Genomic DNA, 15685 nt, shown 5'->3' with positions numbered 1-15685 from the left:
CGCGCCGGAACATGCCGGCGGATACCCGGTCAAACCGGCAGTTTCACTGCCCGTTCAACGGGTGTTTTTCACAGCGCAAGAGGATGTCTGAATGAAGATTTCACGCGGTATTGCCTTGGCTTCACTGATGACCCTTGCTGCCAGCCCGGTGTTCGCCGGTTTCAGCCTGGACGACGTGACCAAGGCTGCTTCCAGCATGCAGGGCGGCAACGCGGCCACTGCCGCCGCGCCGACCTCGGAAACGGCTGGCCTGCTGCAAGCCGTCACCGGTCTGGGCGTTACCCCGCAGCAAGCCGTCGGCGGCACCAGCGCCATGCTGGGCCTGGCCAAAAACCAATTGAGCAGCACCGATTATTCGCAGTTGGCCAAAGAAGTGCCGGGCATCGACAAGCTGTCGGGCGGTAGCGGCAACCTGGCGGCGTTGAGTGGTTTGCTCGGTCAGTCCGGCAAATCCGCCGGCCTGGAAAATGCGCTGGGCAATGTCAAGGACACCAATGACCTGAACAACGCTTTCGGCGCGTTGGGCATGGACAGCGGCATGGTCGGCCAGTTTGCCCCGGTGCTGCTCAAGTATCTGGGTGACCAAGGCGTTGGTGGCCCGCTGCTGCAGAGTCTGGGCAGCATCTGGGGCGCCGGCACCGGTAGCTGATTCAGCCGCGCTCGCTGCGCAGTTCGGCGATGCGCTGATCCTTCTCGTTCCAGAGCTGGTTGACCCAGCTCTGGACCTTCTGGCGAAACGCCGGATCATTCTCGTAATCGCCTTGCCACAGCGCCGGGTCGAGTTCGCGGGTCTTGATGTCGATGATCACGCGCGGCACGTTGCCGCTGATCAAATCCCAGAACCCAGGGATTTTCGCTTGTGGATAAACCACGGTGACGTCGAGAATCGCGTCCAGCTGTTCACCCAGCGCCGCCAACACAAACGCCACGCCGCCGGCCTTGGGCTTGAGCAAGTGGCTGAACGGTGATTGTTGCTGCGCGCTTTTTGCCGCGGTGTAGCGCGTGCCTTCCAGATAATTCACCACGGTCACTGGCTGACGCTTGAACAGCTCGCAGGCCTGCTTGGTGATTTCCAGATCCTTGCCGGCCAGCTCCGGGTGCTTCGCCAGAAACGCTTTTGTGTAGCGCTTCATGAACGGGTAATCCAGCGCCCACCACGCCAGGCCGAGAAACGGCACCCAGATCAGCTCTTTCTTGAGGAAGAATTTGAAGAACGGCGTGCGTCGGTTGAGGGTCTGGATCAGCGCCGGAATATCGACCCACGACTGGTGGTTGCTGACTACCAGATAAGAGGTGTCACCGCGCAGATTCTCGCCGCCGCGAATGTCCCATTGGGTGGGGATGCACAGGCGGAAAATCAGCTTGTCGATCTCGGCCCAGGTCTCGGCGATCCACATCACTGCGCCCGACGCGTAATCGCGCCAGCGGCCGGGTGCGACCAGTTTGAGCAGGGCAAACACCAGCAACGGCCCGATCAGGATCAGGGTGTTGAGCAACAGCAGCAGGGTGACGAAACAGCCGGTGAGCAGGCGGCGCATAAGCAACTCTTTGCAAACGGATGGGCGCGCCATGATAAGCAGCTTCGCGCGACAGGCCAAATCGCTGGTGACGAATGTTTCACTTTTGGCTGGGTATGCTTGGCTCAAGCGTTGATCGTTCCCACGCTCTGCGTGGTAACGCCGCCCGGGACGCTCCGCGTCCCTGTGACGCAGAGCGTCACTGGATGCATGCCCACGCAGAGCGTGGGAACGATCAAGCGCGCAACGGTCTAAAATCCCGTTGCCCAACCTCTCAAGGAAGCCCCTTACGTGAAATCCCTCCTTGCACTGTTTGCCCTCGTCGCTCTGCCGGTCATGGCCGCCGAGCCGACTCTGTACGGGCGCTACGAATACATCGCGCTGCCGGAAATCGGCGGTGAAGTGCTCAAGGCCAAGATGGACACCGGCGCACTGACCGCCTCGCTGTCGGCCAAGGACATCGAAACCTTCACCCGTGATGGTGACGACTGGGTGCGTTTCCGCCTCGGCACCAAGGACGCCAGCAACAAGGTCTACGAACACAAGGTCGCGCGCATCAGCAAGATCAAGAGCCGTTCGGATGAAGAGGACGAGGGCGAAAGCACCGAAGTCGCCAAGCGCCCGGTGGTCGATCTGGAGCTGTGCCTGGGCAACGTCAAGCGTACCGTTGAGGTCAACCTGACCGACCGCAGCAACTTCAATTATCCGCTGCTGATCGGTGCCAAGGCCTTGCGCGAGTTTGGCGCTGCGGTAAACCCGGCGCGGCGCTTCACCGCCGACAAGCCGGACTGCTAAGTGGTCTCATTGACGTAACGTCAGGCTTGGGGCACCGTTCGCGCACTTAACCTATGGGCTCGGACGCCATGCCTCATATCCTGATTGTCGAAGACGAAGCGGCGATTGCCGACACGCTGATTTTCGCCCTGCAAGGCGAGGGCTTTAGCACGACGTGGCTGAGCCTCGGCGCTGCGGCGCTGGAGCATCAGCGGCAGACCCCGGCCGATCTGATCATCCTCGACATCGGCCTGCCGGACATCAGCGGTTTCGAGACTTGCAAGCAGCTGCGGCGTTTCAGCGAGGTGCCGGTGCTGTTCCTCAGCGCCCGCGATGCCGAGATTGATCGCGTGGTGGGGCTGGAGATTGGCGCCGACGACTACGTGGTCAAGCCGTTCAGCCCTCGAGAGGTGGCGGCGCGGGTCAAGGCCATCCTCAAACGCATGGCGCCGCGTCCAGTGATTGAAGCCTCTTCGGCGCTGTTTCGCATCGATCCCGAGCGCGTACAAATCAGCTATCGCGGCCAGACGTTAAGCCTGACCCGCCACGAATTCCGCCTGTTGCAGTGCCTGCTCGAACAACCCGAGCGGGTGTTCAGTCGCGAACAACTGCTCGATGCGTTGGGCGTGGCGGCCGACGCCGGTTACGAGCGCAGCATCGACAGCCACATCAAAAGCGTGCGCGCCAAACTGCGTCTGGTGCGTGCCGACGCCGAGCCGATCCAGACCCATCGCGGCCTCGGTTACAGCTACAGCCCGGGGCACAGCTGATGTCGCTGGGGCTGCGGATCTTTCTGGTGTACGTGCTGTTTATCGGCCTCACCGGTTATTTCGTGCTTAACACGGTGATGGAAGAAATCCGCCCCGGCGTGCGCCAGTCCACCGAAGAAACCCTGGTCGATACCGCCAACCTGATGGCAGAAATCCTCCGTGACGATTTCAAGGCCGGCACCCTCAGCGAGAACCGCTGGCCCGAGCTGCTCCGCGCCTATGGCGAGCGCCAGCCGCAAGCGACCATTTGGGGCTTACCGAAAAATCAGGTCAACCATCGCATCTACGTCACCGACGCCAAAGGTATCGTCGTGATCGATTCCAGTGGCGTTGCGGTCGGTCAGGATTACTCGCGCTGGAACGACGTCTACCTGACCCTGCGCGGTGAGTATGGCGCACGTTCGAGCCGCAGTGATCCGGATGACGCCAGTTCGTCAGTGATGCACGTCGGCGCGCCGATCCGCGACAACGGCAAGATCATCGGTGTGGTCACCGTGGCCAAGCCCAACAGCTCATTGCAGCCTTATGTCGATCGCACCGAGCGGCGTTTGCTGTTTTACGGCGCGGGTTTGATCGGCCTCGGTCTGTTGTTCGGTGCTTTGCTCTCGTGGTGGCTGAGCCGCGCGCTGCATCGCTTGACCGGTTATGCCCAAGCGGTAAGTGAGGGCCGGCGGGTGGAAGTGCCGCATTACCGGGGTGGTGAACTGGAACAACTGGCTACCGCCGTGGAACAGATGCGCACGCAACTGGAAGGCAAGGCCTACGTCGAGCGTTATGTGCACACGCTGACCCATGAACTGAAAAGTCCGCTGGCGGCGATTCGTGGCGCGGCGGAGTTGCTGCAAGGGGATATGTTGCCGGTTCAGCGCCTGCGCTTTGTCGGCAACATCGACAGCGAAAGTGCGCGGATGCAGCAGTTGATCGAACGGTTACTGAATCTCGCGCAGGTCGAGCAACGTCAGGGACTGGAAGAGCGGGTCGCTGTGCCGCTGGCGGCGCTGGTTGAACAATTGCTGCAGGGGCAAGCGGCGCGGATCGAAGGCAAACAGTTGCGCATCGAACGGGCGATGGCAGCGGATCTGCTGTTGATTGGCGAGCCGTTTCTGTTGCGTCAGGCGCTGGGCAATCTGCTGGAGAATGCGCTGGATTTCACGCCGATTCAGGGGCTGCTGCGTTTCAGTGCCGAGCGGGTTGGCGAGCAGATCGAATTTCGATTGTTCAATGAAACGGCGCCGATTCCTGACTACGCCTTGCCGCGATTGACCGAGCGCTTCTACTCATTGCCGCGACCGGACAGTGGACGAAAAAGCACGGGGTTGGGGCTTAACTTCGTTGAAGAAGTGGTCAAGTTGCATGGTGGGGCGATGCAGATTCGCAATGTCGAAAACGGTGTCGAAGTGATATTGCGCTTGCCTTGATACCGTCAAAAGATCGCAGCCTTCGGCAGCTCCTACATTGGATTGCGTACACCTGTAGGAGCTGCCGAAGGCTGCGATCTTTTGATCTTTCCACACAATCTCCATATTCCCCCCACATTCCCCTCATACAGCACCAGCAGACTCTGCCCATCCAAACAGGGAGAGTCCCATGAACAAGAATCTGACGATCAAGCTCGGCGCCATCGCCGTGCTCATCCTGCTGTTGCTGATCCCGTTGCTGATGATCGACGGCGTCATCGACGACCGCCAACAGCTGCGCGATGGCGTGCTCGAAGACATCGCCCGCAGTTCCAGCTACAGCCAGCAACTGAGCGGGCCGGTGATGGTGGTGCCGTATCGCAAAGTGATTCACAACTGGAAAACCAACGACAAGACCAATCAGCGCTACGACGAGCCGAGCGAAGAGCGCGGTCGTTTGTACTTCCTGCCGGAGCGTTTCGAACTCGATGGTCAGGTGCAAACCGAGCTGCGCGCACGGGGCATTTATGAAGCGCGGTTGTTCCACGCCGACAACCGCATCAACGGCCATTTCTCATTGCCGGCGCAATTGGGCATCAAGGAAGACTTCAGCGATTACCAGTTCGATGCACCGTTTCTCGCGGTCGGCATCAGCGACATTCGCGGCATCGAAAATGCGCTGAAACTGGAACTCGATGGCCAGCGTCTGGACTTTGTTCCGGGGACTCAAGTCGGTTGGCTCGGTGAAGGCGTACGGGTCACGCTGCCGCTGCTCGACACCAGCAAAAGCACCGAGTTGAGCTTCGGTTTTGATTTGCGCCTGCAAGGCACCGGTTCGTTGCAGGTGCTGCCGGTGGGCAAGAGCAGCAGCGTCAGCCTCACTGCGAATTGGCCGCATCCAAGTTTCATCGGCAATTTCCTGCCGGCCAAACGTGAGATCAACGATCAGGGTTTCAGCGCCGATTGGCAGACCACGTTTTTCTCCACCAACCTGCAAGACGCCATGAGCCGTTGCGTGAGCAGCAATGATTGCGAGGCGTTCAATGGTCGCAGTTTCGGTGTGAGCTTCATCGACCCGGTGGATCAGTACCTGAAGAGTGATCGGGCGATCAAATATGCGCTGCTGTTCATCGTCCTGACGTTCGCCGGTTTCTTTCTGTTCGAAGTGCTCAAGAGTCTGGCCGTGCACCCGGTGCAATACGCGCTGGTCGGTGTGGCGCTGGCGTTCTTTTATCTGTTGTTGCTGTCGCTGTCGGAGCACATTGGTTTCGCTCTGGCGTATCTGTTGTCGGCCAGTGCTTGCGTGCTGTTGATCGGGTTTTATGTCTGCCACGTGCTACGCAGTGTGCGTCACGGCTTGAGTTTTTCGGCGGGGCTGGCGGCGTTGTATGGCCTGCTCTATGGCTTGCTGAGCGCAGAGGATTACGCGTTGTTGATGGGCTCATTGTTGCTGTTCGGCCTGCTCGGTGTGTTCATGGTGCTGACGCGCAAACTGGATTGGTACGGGATCGGGCAGAAACCGGCGCAGCCGTTGGAGTTTGATGTCGGGGCGATGCAATGAGCCGGTCGCTTGGGTTGCGTGAGGATCAGTGCTGGAAGGATGAACTGGTGACGCGGATTATCGGGTTTTTGCCTGTGGAACCGAGTGGGTGCCATCGCTGGCAAGCCAGCTCCCACAATGAGTTCGGTGATGACATAAATCCCCGATCTACCACAAATCCTGTGGGAGCTGGCTTGCCAGCGAAGAGGCCGGAACAGGCGCCGCCGATTTAAGGCTTGGGCATCGTGGCGATCATGGACGGTCGCTGACTCACCTCAAAGTACCAGTTGGCCAGTTGCGGGTTGGCATCACGCCAGCCCAGGTCCGGGAAACGCAGATCGAGATAACCCAGCGCACACGCCACGCTGATCGCCGCGACATCGAAATGGCTGGTCAGCTCGGCAATGGCATCTTTTTCCAACACCGCGAGGGCACGGCGGATCTTGTCGCGCTGCGCTTCGAGCCATTCGTCCCAATGTTTTTCCGGCGCGCGCAGGACCATTTCATAACGCACCATCACCGACGCATCCATGATCCCGTCGGCCATCGATGCCAGGGTCAGACGCCGCCAGCGAGCCGCGCCTTCGCGGGGGATCAGCGGATTGCCGACGTGCTGCTGGTCGAGGTATTCGAGGATCACCCGGCTGTCATGGATGACGTTGCCGTCGGCCAGACGCAGGGCGGGAATCTTGCCCAGCGGGTTATCGGCATTGAGCTCGGCACTCGGGCTGACCGGGCTGAGCACACAGTCTTGCAAGGCGACGCGATCCTGCTGGCCGGTTTCGTGCAGCAACACCATCACTTTGCGCACAAACGGAGAGAGCGTGTTGTGGTACAGGGTCATGCTGGGGGCAGACATTGGCAAACCTCGGTAATCGTCGAAGAGCAGGTGGTTAGCCTAGTCAGAACCGCGATGGCTGGCGAGGGAATTTATGGCGCCCATCCGGCCGCCATCGCTGGCAAGCCAGCTCCCACAGGTTTTTGCAGTGAACACACATTTCAGGCCCAGCAGAGATCCTTGTGGGAGCTGGCTTGCCAGCGATGAGGCCATCACCGACAGCACAAAAACTACCTGCGCAGCAACAATCCCCTGATCGCCAGAAATGCCGGAACACCCAGCCCAACCCAGCTCAACACATCCCAAATCCCATCCCCAAGCAACGCCGCAAACAACCCCGCTGCACTCAGCAACGCAATCACGATCGGCGTGCTGAACACCTTCCAGAAATTCGACTGACGCGGCTTCATGCAGACGCCTCCGCCGTTTCCAGCAGGGGTTTGGCCGCTTTGCGCCGCACCACCCACAGATAAACGCCACTGCCGAGCACAATGATCGTCAACACATCGAGCGTGGCCCAGAGGATTTTCATCGGCATGCCGCCGTAATCACCGAAGTGCAACGGTTGCGACATGCCCATGGCGTCCATGTACCACGGCCGTTCGGCCACGGCGGTAACCTGCAGAGTGGTCGCATCGATCAGCACCGGCGTCAGCAGATGCGAGGTCAGGTGCGTGCCGCCCTTCATGAACACCGAGTAATGGTGTTCGCTGGAAAAGCGTGTGCCGGGAAAGGCAATGAAGTCCGGTTTCATCTCCGGCGCAACTTCAGCAGCGATATCGAGCAAACGCGTGGCCGGCGCCAGGTGCGTCAGCGGTGGCGCATCGCGGTAAGGTTCGATCAGCGCAGTCAGTGCGTCATTGCGCCAGGCGGCGATCAGCAGGTCGGCGCAGGCGCTGATCACACCGGTCACGCCGACCACCAATGCCCAGGTCAGGGTGACCACGCCAATCAGGTTATGCAGGTCGAGCCAGCGCAGCCGTGTCGACTTGTCCTGACGCACCGTGCCGAACTTTAAACGGCGCATGAACGGCAGGTACAGCACCGTCCCGGATACGATGGCCACGACAAACAGCAGCCCCATGAACGCCAGCAGTAATTTGCCCGGCAGCCCGGCGAACATGTCGACGTGCAGGCGCAGGATAAACAGCATCAAGCCGCCATTGGCCGATGGGGTTTCCAGCGCTTCACCGGTACGTGCGTCGAGCATGAAGGTGTGCGACGAGTTCGGTTCAGTGCCGGCGGTTTTCGCCATGATCGTCAGTACGGCATTCGGCTCATCGTCATCGAAACCGAAGTACTGCACGACGTCATCGGGACGATGTTTTTCTGCGGCCTCGACCAACTGCGCCAGATTCAGCCGCGGGGTGTCGGCCGGCATCTCGCGCACTTCGGGCGCATCGCCGAGCAGGTGCTCGATCTCGTGATGGAAAATCAGCGGCAGACCGGTCAAGGCCAGCATCAGCAAAAACACGGTACAGACCAGGCTGGTCCAGGTGTGGATGAACGACCAGCGACGAATTGTTTTACTTTTCATTTCATGACCTTCAAAAACACCAAAGCCGTCCACGAAGGACGGCCTGGTCACAGGGCCTGTTTCAGCTCAGTTGCTTACCACTTGTAAGTGGCGCTGGCGACGACACTGCGCGTGTCGCCGTAGTAGCAGTAGAAGCTGTCGCAGGTGGAAATGTATTCCTTGTCGAACAGGTTGGTTGCGTTGACCGCCAGCGACGCGCCTTTGAGGCTGTTGTCCAGACGGCCGAGGTCGTAATGCACACTTGCGTCGAACACGGTGTAGGCGTCCGCTTTGCCCAGCCAGGTATTGGCCTTGTCGCCGTAGGTGTTGCCGGTGTAACGCACGCCACCGCCAATGCCGAAGCCGTCGAGGACGCCGGCGTGCCAGGTGTAATCGGTCCACAGCGACGCTTGCTGGTTCGGCATCAGTTGCAGGCGATTGCCCTTGTCGACGCCATTCTGCACTTCGGATTTGGCCAGGGTGTAGGCAGCGATGACTTTCAGGTTGTCGGTGACGTCGGAAACCGCTTCCAGCTCGAGGCCTTTGACTTTCACTTCGCCGGTCTGACTGGTGATCGACACGTTGTTGACGAAGGTGTTAACCGAGACGTTCTTCTGGGTGAGGTCGTACACGGCGGCGGTCAGCAGGGTTTTGCTGCCCGGTGGCTGGTACTTGATGCCCAGTTCCCACTGCTTGCCTTCGGTCGGTTTGAGCGAACCGGTCGAGGTGGCGTCGGCGCCCGTGGTCGGCTGGAAGGATTCGGCGTACGACAGGTACGGCACGAAACCGTTGTCGAAGACATAACTGAGCGCTGCGTTGCCGCTGAAGGCCTTGTCACGCTGGGTGTTGGTGGCATCGCCCTTGTTGATGAACTTTGTGCTGGTGTGCACCCAGTCTTCACGGCCGCCGAGGGTCAGGCGCCACTGGTTGAGGGCCATCTGGTCCTGGATGTACAGGCCGGTCTGGTAGGTTTTCTGGTCGTAATCGTAAAACGCCGTGGAGCGCGCTGGACGTACGATTGGCTGGCCGTAGATCGGGGTGATCACGTTGGTGGTCAAACCGTCGCCGAAGATCGAGGTGTAGTTGGTGTTGCTGCGCTGATGATCCAGGCCCAGCAGCAGGGTGTGGCGGATGTCGCCGGTGGCGAAGTCGGCCTGGAAGTTGTTGTCCACGGCGAACTGACTGATGTCTTCTTCGACGCTGGTGCTGGTGCGCCCGACGTTGCCTTGATCATCCACTTCGGTGAACGGGTAGGAACCCGGCGTCAGCGACTGGAACGACAGATCCGACTTGGTGTAGCGCAGGTTCTGCTTGAACTGCCAGACATCGTTCAGACGATGTTCGAAGGCGTAGCCCAGCGCGTAGTAGGTGCGATCGTAATATTCCCAGTCCGGATCACCCAGATTCTTGTGGTGGGAGATATCGCCGAACGGTGACTTGATCTTGGTGCCCTGCACCGGCAGGAACTGGCTGGTGATGCCGGTATCGTCGCGGGTGAACTGGCTCAGCAGGGTGAGCTTGGTGTCGTCGTCGATGTTCCAGGTCAGGCTCGGTGCGATGTTGTAGCGCTTGTTGTCGACGTGATCGACCTGCGTGCCGCTGTCGCGCACCACACCGCTGAGACCGTAGAGAAACTGGCCGGCGTCATCGATCTTGCCGGTGCTGGCGAAGTTGATCTGACGGTGGTTGTCGCTGCCGTACTGCAGCTGGATTTCGTTGCTGGCTTCGGCGCTTGGACGACGGCTGACCATGTCCAGCAAACCGCCCGGCGGAGTCTGGCCGTAAACCGAGGAGGCCGGGCCGCGCAGCAGGGCGAGGCGATCGAGGTTCCAGGTTTCCTGTTTCGGGTTGGCGTACACGCCTTTCGGCAGCGGCAGGCCATCGAGGAACTGGGTCGGTTCGAAACCGCGCACACGCAGCCAGTCGGCGCGGGTGTCGCTGCCGTAGCTGCTGGCGGTGATGCCCGGCATGTAGCGCACCGCGTCGTCGAGACTGTGCACGCTGCGGTCGTCCATTTGCTGGCGAGTCGCGACGGAGATCGAACGCGGCGCTTCGACCAGTGCGGTGTCGGTCTTGCTGCCGGCGGCGGTGCGGGTGGCGGTGTAGCCTTCAACCGGGCCCCAGGCGCTTTCGAAGTTCTCCACACCGATGACGGAAGTTTCCGGCAGGGCCAACGTCCCTTCAGGCACGGCGACCAAGGTGTAAGTACCGGTATTGCTTTGCTCCAGTTGCAAACCGGTGCCACGCAGGGCCGCGCGCAAGGCACCGGCCGCGTCGTATTGGCCGTTCACCGGTGCCGAGGTCTTGCCTGCGGCCAGCGACGGATTCAGCGACAGCGCGATGCCGCCCTGGCTGGCGATCTGGTTCAAGGTGGTCGACAGTGGCGCCGCCGGCAGATTGTAGGCGCGCACGCTGGACGCTTGTTCAGCGGCGAGCAACGGACTGCTGATCAGCGGCGCGCTGAGCGCGATAGCGACGGCCAGCAGACTGGGGCGCAACAAGGTGTCTAGCGAACGGGACATACGGCGGCTCCTGAATGGAAATATTTCTCAATTGCCTGTGTGCCGGATGAAAAGCGAAAAGTGATAGGGCTGGATGAAAATAATTTCGATTAACTGAAAGTGGAGGCTGTAGGGGCCTCATCGCTGGCAAGCCAGCTCCCACAGGTTTCAGTGCTGTTCACAAAATTGCTGCTCACCGCAGATCCCTGTGGGAGCTGGCTTGCCAGCGATGGCGGCCGCTCAGACACCGCATTACTCAGGCTTGATATCGGCCTTCGCGACAGTGACCCAATACGGCGTATGCCGCTCGATCTGCACCGGCAGGGTCGGCAGCAATGCGCTCAGGGCCTTATCGGTGTCATGCAGCGGAAAGCTGCCAGTGATGCGCAGGTCCGCAACTTCCGGCGCCACGCCCAGATGCCCACGACGATAACGCCCGAGCTCATGCACCAGATCGCCAAGGCGCGCGTTATCCACCACCAACATGCCACGCGTCCAGGCATCCGCGCCGGGATTGAGCGCGACGATCGAACCCAATCCATCACTGCGCAGCAGCACTTGCTGGCCTTCATGGAGGATTTGCTCTTCAGGATTGGATTGCGGGTGCGCCGCGACCGCCGACTGCAACACGCTCAGGCGCGTGCCTTCGTCTTCACGCTTGACCAGAAACCGCGTACCCAAGGCGCGCATGCTGCCTTCGCGGGTTTCGACGATAAAGGGACGCGCATCGCCATGACCGGTCTCGACGAGAATTTCGCCTTCCTGTAACACGATCAATCGGCGCTTGTCATCGAACCGCACATCCACCGCACTGTGGGTGTTCAGATTCAGCACCGTGCCGTCAGCCAGACGCACGGTGCGCTGTTCACCAGTCGCGGTGCGTTGATCGGCAAGCCAGTAATCCAGCGGCAGAAACCGTTCACTGGCGAACAACCCCAAACCTACAATCACTACAACGCTGGCCAACCCACTGCCAAGCTTGCGCACGCGCCGGCGAATGCCTTCGCGCGACTGTAGCAAGGCACTGCGTGCCGGGCCTTTAGCCACGCTGAAACGCTGATCGAGCATGCCCAGTTGTCGCCACGCCCGGGCGTGTTCTTCATGGGCCGCATGCCATTTGGCAAACTCCTCGCGCTCTAGCGGGCTGCTCGAGTCGAGGGTCAGTTGCCAGGCAATCGCCGCGTCCAGGACATGCGCCGGTACGGGGCTGGAACTGGCCGGACTCATGTCGGCTCACCGTACAGGGCGATGTAGCACTGACGAATGCCTTGCGCCAGATACTGACGCACACGCGGCACCGAGACGCCGAGCTTGTCGGCGATCTCGGCATGGCTGAGGCCATCGAGACGGTTATAAAGGAAAGCGGCGCGGGCCTTGGTCGACAGTTTGCCGAGCAAGCGGTCGATGGCTTTGAGGTCTTCGAGGATCATTTGCTGTTCTTCCACCGACGGTTGCTCGCCTTCGGGGATCAGCATCAACTCGGTGAGGTAGGCCTGTTCCAGGGCCGCGCGACGGAAGTAGTCGAACAGCAGACCTTTGGCGATCGCCACCAGAAAGGCCCGCGGCTCGCGCGGTGTCAGCATTTCGTTGCGACCGAGCAGGCGCACAAAGGTGTCCTGACTCAGGTCCTCGGCACGCTCTGGGCACGCCACATTGCGTCGCAGCCAGGCCAGCAGCCAACCACGATGGTCGCGATACATCGCACCGACGAGCTCACTGTGAGGGCTTGGGACTGACGACACCGGACATCACCGATTGGGAAATGTTAACTAACGCGAATTGTTCGCGATTGTGGCAGAGGTGGGAATGGTTAGCAATTGGCCACTGGTCAGGTGGGCATGTAAAGGCAGACCCCCTCACCCTAGCCCTCTCCCGGGGGGAGAGGGGACCGATTGGGGGATATTCAGGAGATACACCGACCTGAACGATTTTCAGTGAATCCACAATCAACTCGGTCTTTCAGGTCGATGAAAAGCCCGAGACACCTCAGTCGGCCCCCTCTCCCTCCGGGAGAGGGCTGGGGTGAGGGGCTTTTGATTTAAAACGAAGGCGCCTGCTGCCTACGCTTCCACTGACTCAACCGCTGCTGCAAATTCAACGGACTATGAATTTGCTGCCCCCGCGCCCGGCTGAACAGAATCAACGCCAGTTCCGCCGTCGCCAGCGCATCGGCACTCGCGTTATGCCGCTCGAACACCTCAAGCTTGAACCAGTCGATCCACTCATCCAGCCCGGCCTCACGAATGTGCGCCTGCGGACACACCAGCGGTGCAATGTCGGCGACATCAAGAAACACCTGCTGCAACTTGTGCCCCAGATGCTCCTTCAACGCGCGCCCGAGCATGTGCTGATCAAACGGCGCATGAAACGCCAATACCGGGCTGTCGCCGATAAATTCCATCAGTTCGAGCAACGCCTCGGCCGGCTCACTGCCCGCCGCAATCGCATTCGGCCCCAACCCGTGAATCAACACGCTGGGGCTGAGCTTCAATTCGCGACATTGCAACGTGCGTTCGAACTGCTGGCTGAAATCGATCGCGCCGTCCTCGATCACCACCGCGCCAATCGACAACACTCGGTCTTTGCTCAGATTCAGCCCGGTAGTTTCAAGATCCAGCACCACCCAGCGCTGTTCGCGCAGTGTGCATTCGCTGAGCTGTGTAATCGTTGGCAACTGAGCCAGACGCTGCTGGAAATCCACCGGCACCACCGCACTCGCCGGGCGCAGCCACGAAAACAGGCTCATAGCTGATACCGCAAGGTCAGGCTGCTTTGCAGGCGCTGCGCCTGACGCAAGGATTCACGCAGGATGCGCCGGTCCAGGTGATTGAGGCTGTCGGGGTCTACGCGGTTGGAATAGGGCAGATTCTCGCGGGTCTGCAACTGATGCTGCTGCATGCGCGTTTGCTGAATGAAGTGATACGCCTCTTCATACGCCGCGCCGTCCAGCCGTTCGATCACTTCTTTCTCGACCAACTGACGGAAGCGTTCGAGGGTGTTGTTGGCGTCGATACCGTTAGCCAGCGCGAGCAGTCGCGCGCCATCCACGAATGGCGTCAGCCCCTGCACCTTCAGATCCAGCGTGGCTTTCTCGCCATTCTTGCGCGCCAGCACAAACTCGCGGAAACGTCCCACCGGTGGACGATTGCGCAGGGCGTTCTCGGCCATCATGCGCTGGAACAAACGGTTGTCGCCGACTTGGTCAAGAATGCCCCGGCGCAACTGTTCGCAGCTTTTTTCATCGCCCCAGACCACGCGCAGATCGAAATAGATGCTCGACCCAAGAAGATTTTCCGGCGTCGCCTCGCGAATGAACGCCGCAAAACGCCGCGCCCATTCTGCCCGCGACAGACACAGTTCGGGGTTGCCGGCCATGATGTTGCCCTTGCACAGGGTGAAACCGCACAGCGCCAGGCTGTGGTTGATCTGCTGGGCAATCGGCAGCAACTTGCCGCGAATCTCTGCCGCATGTGCTGCGTCCCGCGCGTCGAACAGAATGCCGTTGTCCTGATCGGTGTGCAGCGTCTGCTCGCGGCGACCTTCGCTGCCGAAACACAGCCAACTGAACGGCACGCCGGGATCGCCTTTTTCGGCGAGGGTCAGTTCGATGACGCGGCACACGGTGTGGTCGTTGAGCAGGGTGATGATGTGGGTGATCTGCGTCGAGGACGCTCCGTGGGCGAGCATGCGTTCGACCAGTTGGCCGATCTCGCCGCGCAGGCTCACCAGTTGTTCGACGCGCTGGGCGCTGCGAATCGTCCGCGCCAGATGCACCAGATCGACCCGTTGCAGGGAAAACAGATCGCGCTCGGAGACCACGCCGCACAGGCGCTGATCCTTGACCAGGCAGACATGCGCGATGTGCCGTTCGGTCATGGCAATCGCCGCATCGAACGCACTGTGATCCGGCGAAAGATAAAAGGGCGAAGGCGTCATGTGGCGCTCGATGGCTTCGCCGAAATCGCCAATACCGGCGGCCACCACATGACGCAGATCGCGCAGGGTGAAAATGCCCAACGGCGCCTTGTGTTCATCCACCGCAACGATGCTGCCGACCTGCTGCTCGTGCATCAACTTCACCGCTTCGCGCAATGGCGTGTCCGGGCCGCAGGTCACCGGGTGACGCATCGCCAGTTCGCCGAGTCGGGTGTTCAGCGAGTACTGCGTGCCGAGGGTTTCCACGGCTTTTTGCTGCACTTGCTGATTGACCTGATCAAGCAGGCTGCTGACCCCGCGCAAGGCGAAATCACGGAAGGCGTTGGACAGGGCGAACAGTTTGATGAACGCCAGTTTGTTCAGTTGCAGGCAGAACGTATCTTCGCCGGCCAGGTGTTCGGTGCGCGTCGCGCGTTCACCGAGTAGTGCGGCCAACGGAAAACATTCGCCGGTGGTGATTTCAAACGTGGTCTCGGTGCCGGGTTTGGTGATGTGCTGACGTTCGCCGACCACCCGACCTTGTTTGACGATATAGAAATGTTCGACCGGGCCGTCGGCGGGTTTGATGATGCTCTCGCCCTGGCCGTAGAAACGCAGCTGACATTGCTCCACCAGATAAGCCAGGTGGGCGTGTTCCATCTGATTGAAGGGCGGGAAGCGCTGAAGGAATTGCAGGGTGCCCTGAATGTTCTGCAATACCGCGGTTTTCCCTGCCTGGGTGAAGGCGTCCGCTTTACTCATAACCATTACCGCAGTCTTTTCGAATTGTTGTTGTCGGATCGTTCTGGCCATGGTCGACCCCTGCGGGCGGGGTGCCCATTGGACGTAAGTCTAGGTTTTGCCACCATTGGCGCAGTTTCGGAGATGCCCTACGCAAACAGTCGGAAATTCCCTGG

The 15685-nt window shown here is 60.4% G+C and carries 14 protein-coding genes; 5 read left to right on the top strand and 9 right to left on the bottom strand.

The window, feature by feature from the left end; genetic code table 11:
• The first annotated feature begins 91 nt into the window (after positions 1-91).
• Entirely contained in the window at positions 92-649 is a 558-nt protein-coding gene (locus ACZZ0A_RS23075; protein ID WP_007909995.1) for a DUF2780 domain-containing protein, read from the top strand.
• A 1-nt stretch (position 650) separates the two neighbouring features.
• Here the strand turns inward: ACZZ0A_RS23075 and ACZZ0A_RS23070 are convergent, their stop codons facing one another.
• A complete protein-coding gene (locus ACZZ0A_RS23070; protein WP_447787358.1) occupies positions 651-1538 on the bottom strand; it encodes an acyltransferase in 888 nt (295 codons plus the stop codon).
• A gap of 270 nt (positions 1539-1808) precedes the next feature.
• On the opposite strand from ACZZ0A_RS23070, the gene rloA2 reads away from it, so the two are divergent.
• From rloA2 to creD, 4 genes are all read left to right on the top strand, one after another.
• Complete coding sequence (rloA2, locus tag ACZZ0A_RS23065; RefSeq protein ID WP_008078089.1) at positions 1809-2312, top strand: retropepsin-like aspartic peptidase RloA2; 504 nt, start codon at positions 1809-1811, stop codon at positions 2310-2312.
• A gap of 68 nt (positions 2313-2380) precedes the next feature.
• The gene (creB, locus tag ACZZ0A_RS23060) at positions 2381-3061 is read left to right on the top strand and encodes a two-component system response regulator CreB (RefSeq protein ID WP_042704954.1); all 681 of its coding nucleotides are present in this window, start codon (positions 2381-2383) and stop codon (positions 3059-3061) included.
• Positions 3061-4479, top strand: coding sequence for a two-component system sensor histidine kinase CreC (gene creC, locus ACZZ0A_RS23055; protein WP_463543775.1), 1419 nt, complete (start codon positions 3061-3063; stop codon positions 4477-4479). Before creB ends, creC begins: the two co-directional genes overlap by 1 nt.
• 169 nt (positions 4480-4648) lie before the next feature.
• A complete protein-coding gene (gene creD, locus ACZZ0A_RS23050) occupies positions 4649-6019 on the top strand; it encodes a cell envelope integrity protein CreD (protein ID WP_095112737.1) in 1371 nt (456 codons plus the stop codon).
• Between the two features lie 208 nt (positions 6020-6227).
• Here creD and ACZZ0A_RS23045 read toward each other — a convergent pair whose 3' ends face one another.
• The 8 genes from ACZZ0A_RS23045 to ACZZ0A_RS23010 all read right to left on the bottom strand — a co-directional run bounded on the left by ACZZ0A_RS23045 (position 6228) and on the right by ACZZ0A_RS23010 (position 15530).
• Positions 6228-6857 (bottom strand): glutathione S-transferase, encoded by a 630-nt coding sequence (locus ACZZ0A_RS23045; protein ID WP_123375961.1) that lies wholly within the window; start codon positions 6855-6857, stop codon positions 6228-6230.
• Positions 6858-7066: 209 nt separating this feature from the next.
• Positions 7067-7246, bottom strand: coding sequence for a hypothetical protein (locus ACZZ0A_RS23040; protein ID WP_007910007.1), 180 nt, complete (start codon positions 7244-7246; stop codon positions 7067-7069).
• Positions 7243-8373: a PepSY-associated TM helix domain-containing protein gene (locus ACZZ0A_RS23035; protein ID WP_150693795.1), complete on the bottom strand. Its 1131-nt coding sequence runs from the start codon at positions 8371-8373 to the stop codon at positions 7243-7245. The genes ACZZ0A_RS23040 and ACZZ0A_RS23035 overlap by 4 nt, the downstream gene beginning before the upstream one ends.
• A 74-nt stretch (positions 8374-8447) precedes the next feature.
• The gene (locus tag ACZZ0A_RS23030) at positions 8448-10874 is read right to left on the bottom strand and encodes a TonB-dependent siderophore receptor (RefSeq protein WP_463543774.1); all 2427 of its coding nucleotides are present in this window, start codon (positions 10872-10874) and stop codon (positions 8448-8450) included.
• Positions 10875-11105: 231 nt separating this feature from the next.
• On the bottom strand, positions 11106-12080 hold the full coding sequence (locus tag ACZZ0A_RS23025; RefSeq protein WP_007910012.1) for a FecR domain-containing protein: 975 nt from the start codon (positions 12078-12080) through the stop codon (positions 11106-11108).
• Positions 12077-12553 carry an RNA polymerase sigma factor gene (locus ACZZ0A_RS23020; RefSeq protein ID WP_007910013.1) on the bottom strand — a complete coding sequence of 159 codons (477 nt, stop codon included), beginning with the start codon at positions 12551-12553 and terminating at the stop codon, positions 12077-12079. The genes ACZZ0A_RS23025 and ACZZ0A_RS23020 overlap by 4 nt, the downstream gene beginning before the upstream one ends.
• 338 nt (positions 12554-12891) lie before the next feature.
• On the bottom strand, positions 12892-13599 hold the full coding sequence (locus ACZZ0A_RS23015; RefSeq protein ID WP_123375963.1) for a 3'-5' exonuclease: 708 nt from the start codon (positions 13597-13599) through the stop codon (positions 12892-12894).
• Positions 13596-15530: a putative nucleotidyltransferase substrate binding domain-containing protein gene (locus ACZZ0A_RS23010; protein WP_414915571.1), complete on the bottom strand. Its 1935-nt coding sequence runs from the start codon at positions 15528-15530 to the stop codon at positions 13596-13598. The genes ACZZ0A_RS23015 and ACZZ0A_RS23010 overlap by 4 nt, the downstream gene beginning before the upstream one ends.
• Between the last annotated feature and the right edge of the window lie 155 nt (positions 15531-15685).

It is taken from the genome of Pseudomonas sp. AC242 (assembly GCF_979258655.1).
Note: the sequence above shows the minus strand (reverse complement) of the source record. Positions and strands in the feature narration are given on the sequence as shown.

What these genes read in the sequence shown, in the direction of transcription:
- ACZZ0A_RS23075 (WP_007909995.1), top strand. Translation starts at nt 92, where the DNA reads ATGAAGATTTCACGCGGTATTGCCTTGGCTTCACTGATGACCCTTGCT.
- ACZZ0A_RS23070 (WP_447787358.1), bottom strand. Translation starts at nt 1,538, where the DNA reads ATGCGCCGCCTGCTCACCGGCTGTTTCGTCACCCTGCTGCTGTTGCTC.
- creB (WP_042704954.1), top strand. Translation starts at nt 2,381, where the DNA reads ATGCCTCATATCCTGATTGTCGAAGACGAAGCGGCGATTGCCGACACG.
- creC (WP_463543775.1), top strand. Translation starts at nt 3,061, where the DNA reads ATGTCGCTGGGGCTGCGGATCTTTCTGGTGTACGTGCTGTTTATCGGC.
- creD (WP_095112737.1), top strand. Translation starts at nt 4,649, where the DNA reads ATGAACAAGAATCTGACGATCAAGCTCGGCGCCATCGCCGTGCTCATC.
- ACZZ0A_RS23045 (WP_123375961.1), bottom strand. Translation starts at nt 6,857, where the DNA reads ATGTCTGCCCCCAGCATGACCCTGTACCACAACACGCTCTCTCCGTTT.
- ACZZ0A_RS23040 (WP_007910007.1), bottom strand. Translation starts at nt 7,246, where the DNA reads ATGAAGCCGCGTCAGTCGAATTTCTGGAAGGTGTTCAGCACGCCGATC.
- ACZZ0A_RS23035 (WP_150693795.1), bottom strand. Translation starts at nt 8,373, where the DNA reads ATGAAAAGTAAAACAATTCGTCGCTGGTCGTTCATCCACACCTGGACC.
- ACZZ0A_RS23030 (WP_463543774.1), bottom strand. Translation starts at nt 10,874, where the DNA reads ATGTCCCGTTCGCTAGACACCTTGTTGCGCCCCAGTCTGCTGGCCGTC.
- ACZZ0A_RS23025 (WP_007910012.1), bottom strand. Translation starts at nt 12,080, where the DNA reads ATGAGTCCGGCCAGTTCCAGCCCCGTACCGGCGCATGTCCTGGACGCG.
- ACZZ0A_RS23020 (WP_007910013.1), bottom strand. Translation starts at nt 12,553, where the DNA reads ATGTATCGCGACCATCGTGGTTGGCTGCTGGCCTGGCTGCGACGCAAT.
- ACZZ0A_RS23015 (WP_123375963.1), bottom strand. Translation starts at nt 13,599, where the DNA reads ATGAGCCTGTTTTCGTGGCTGCGCCCGGCGAGTGCGGTGGTGCCGGTG.
- ACZZ0A_RS23010 (WP_414915571.1), bottom strand. Translation starts at nt 15,530, where the DNA reads ATGAGTAAAGCGGACGCCTTCACCCAGGCAGGGAAAACCGCGGTATTG.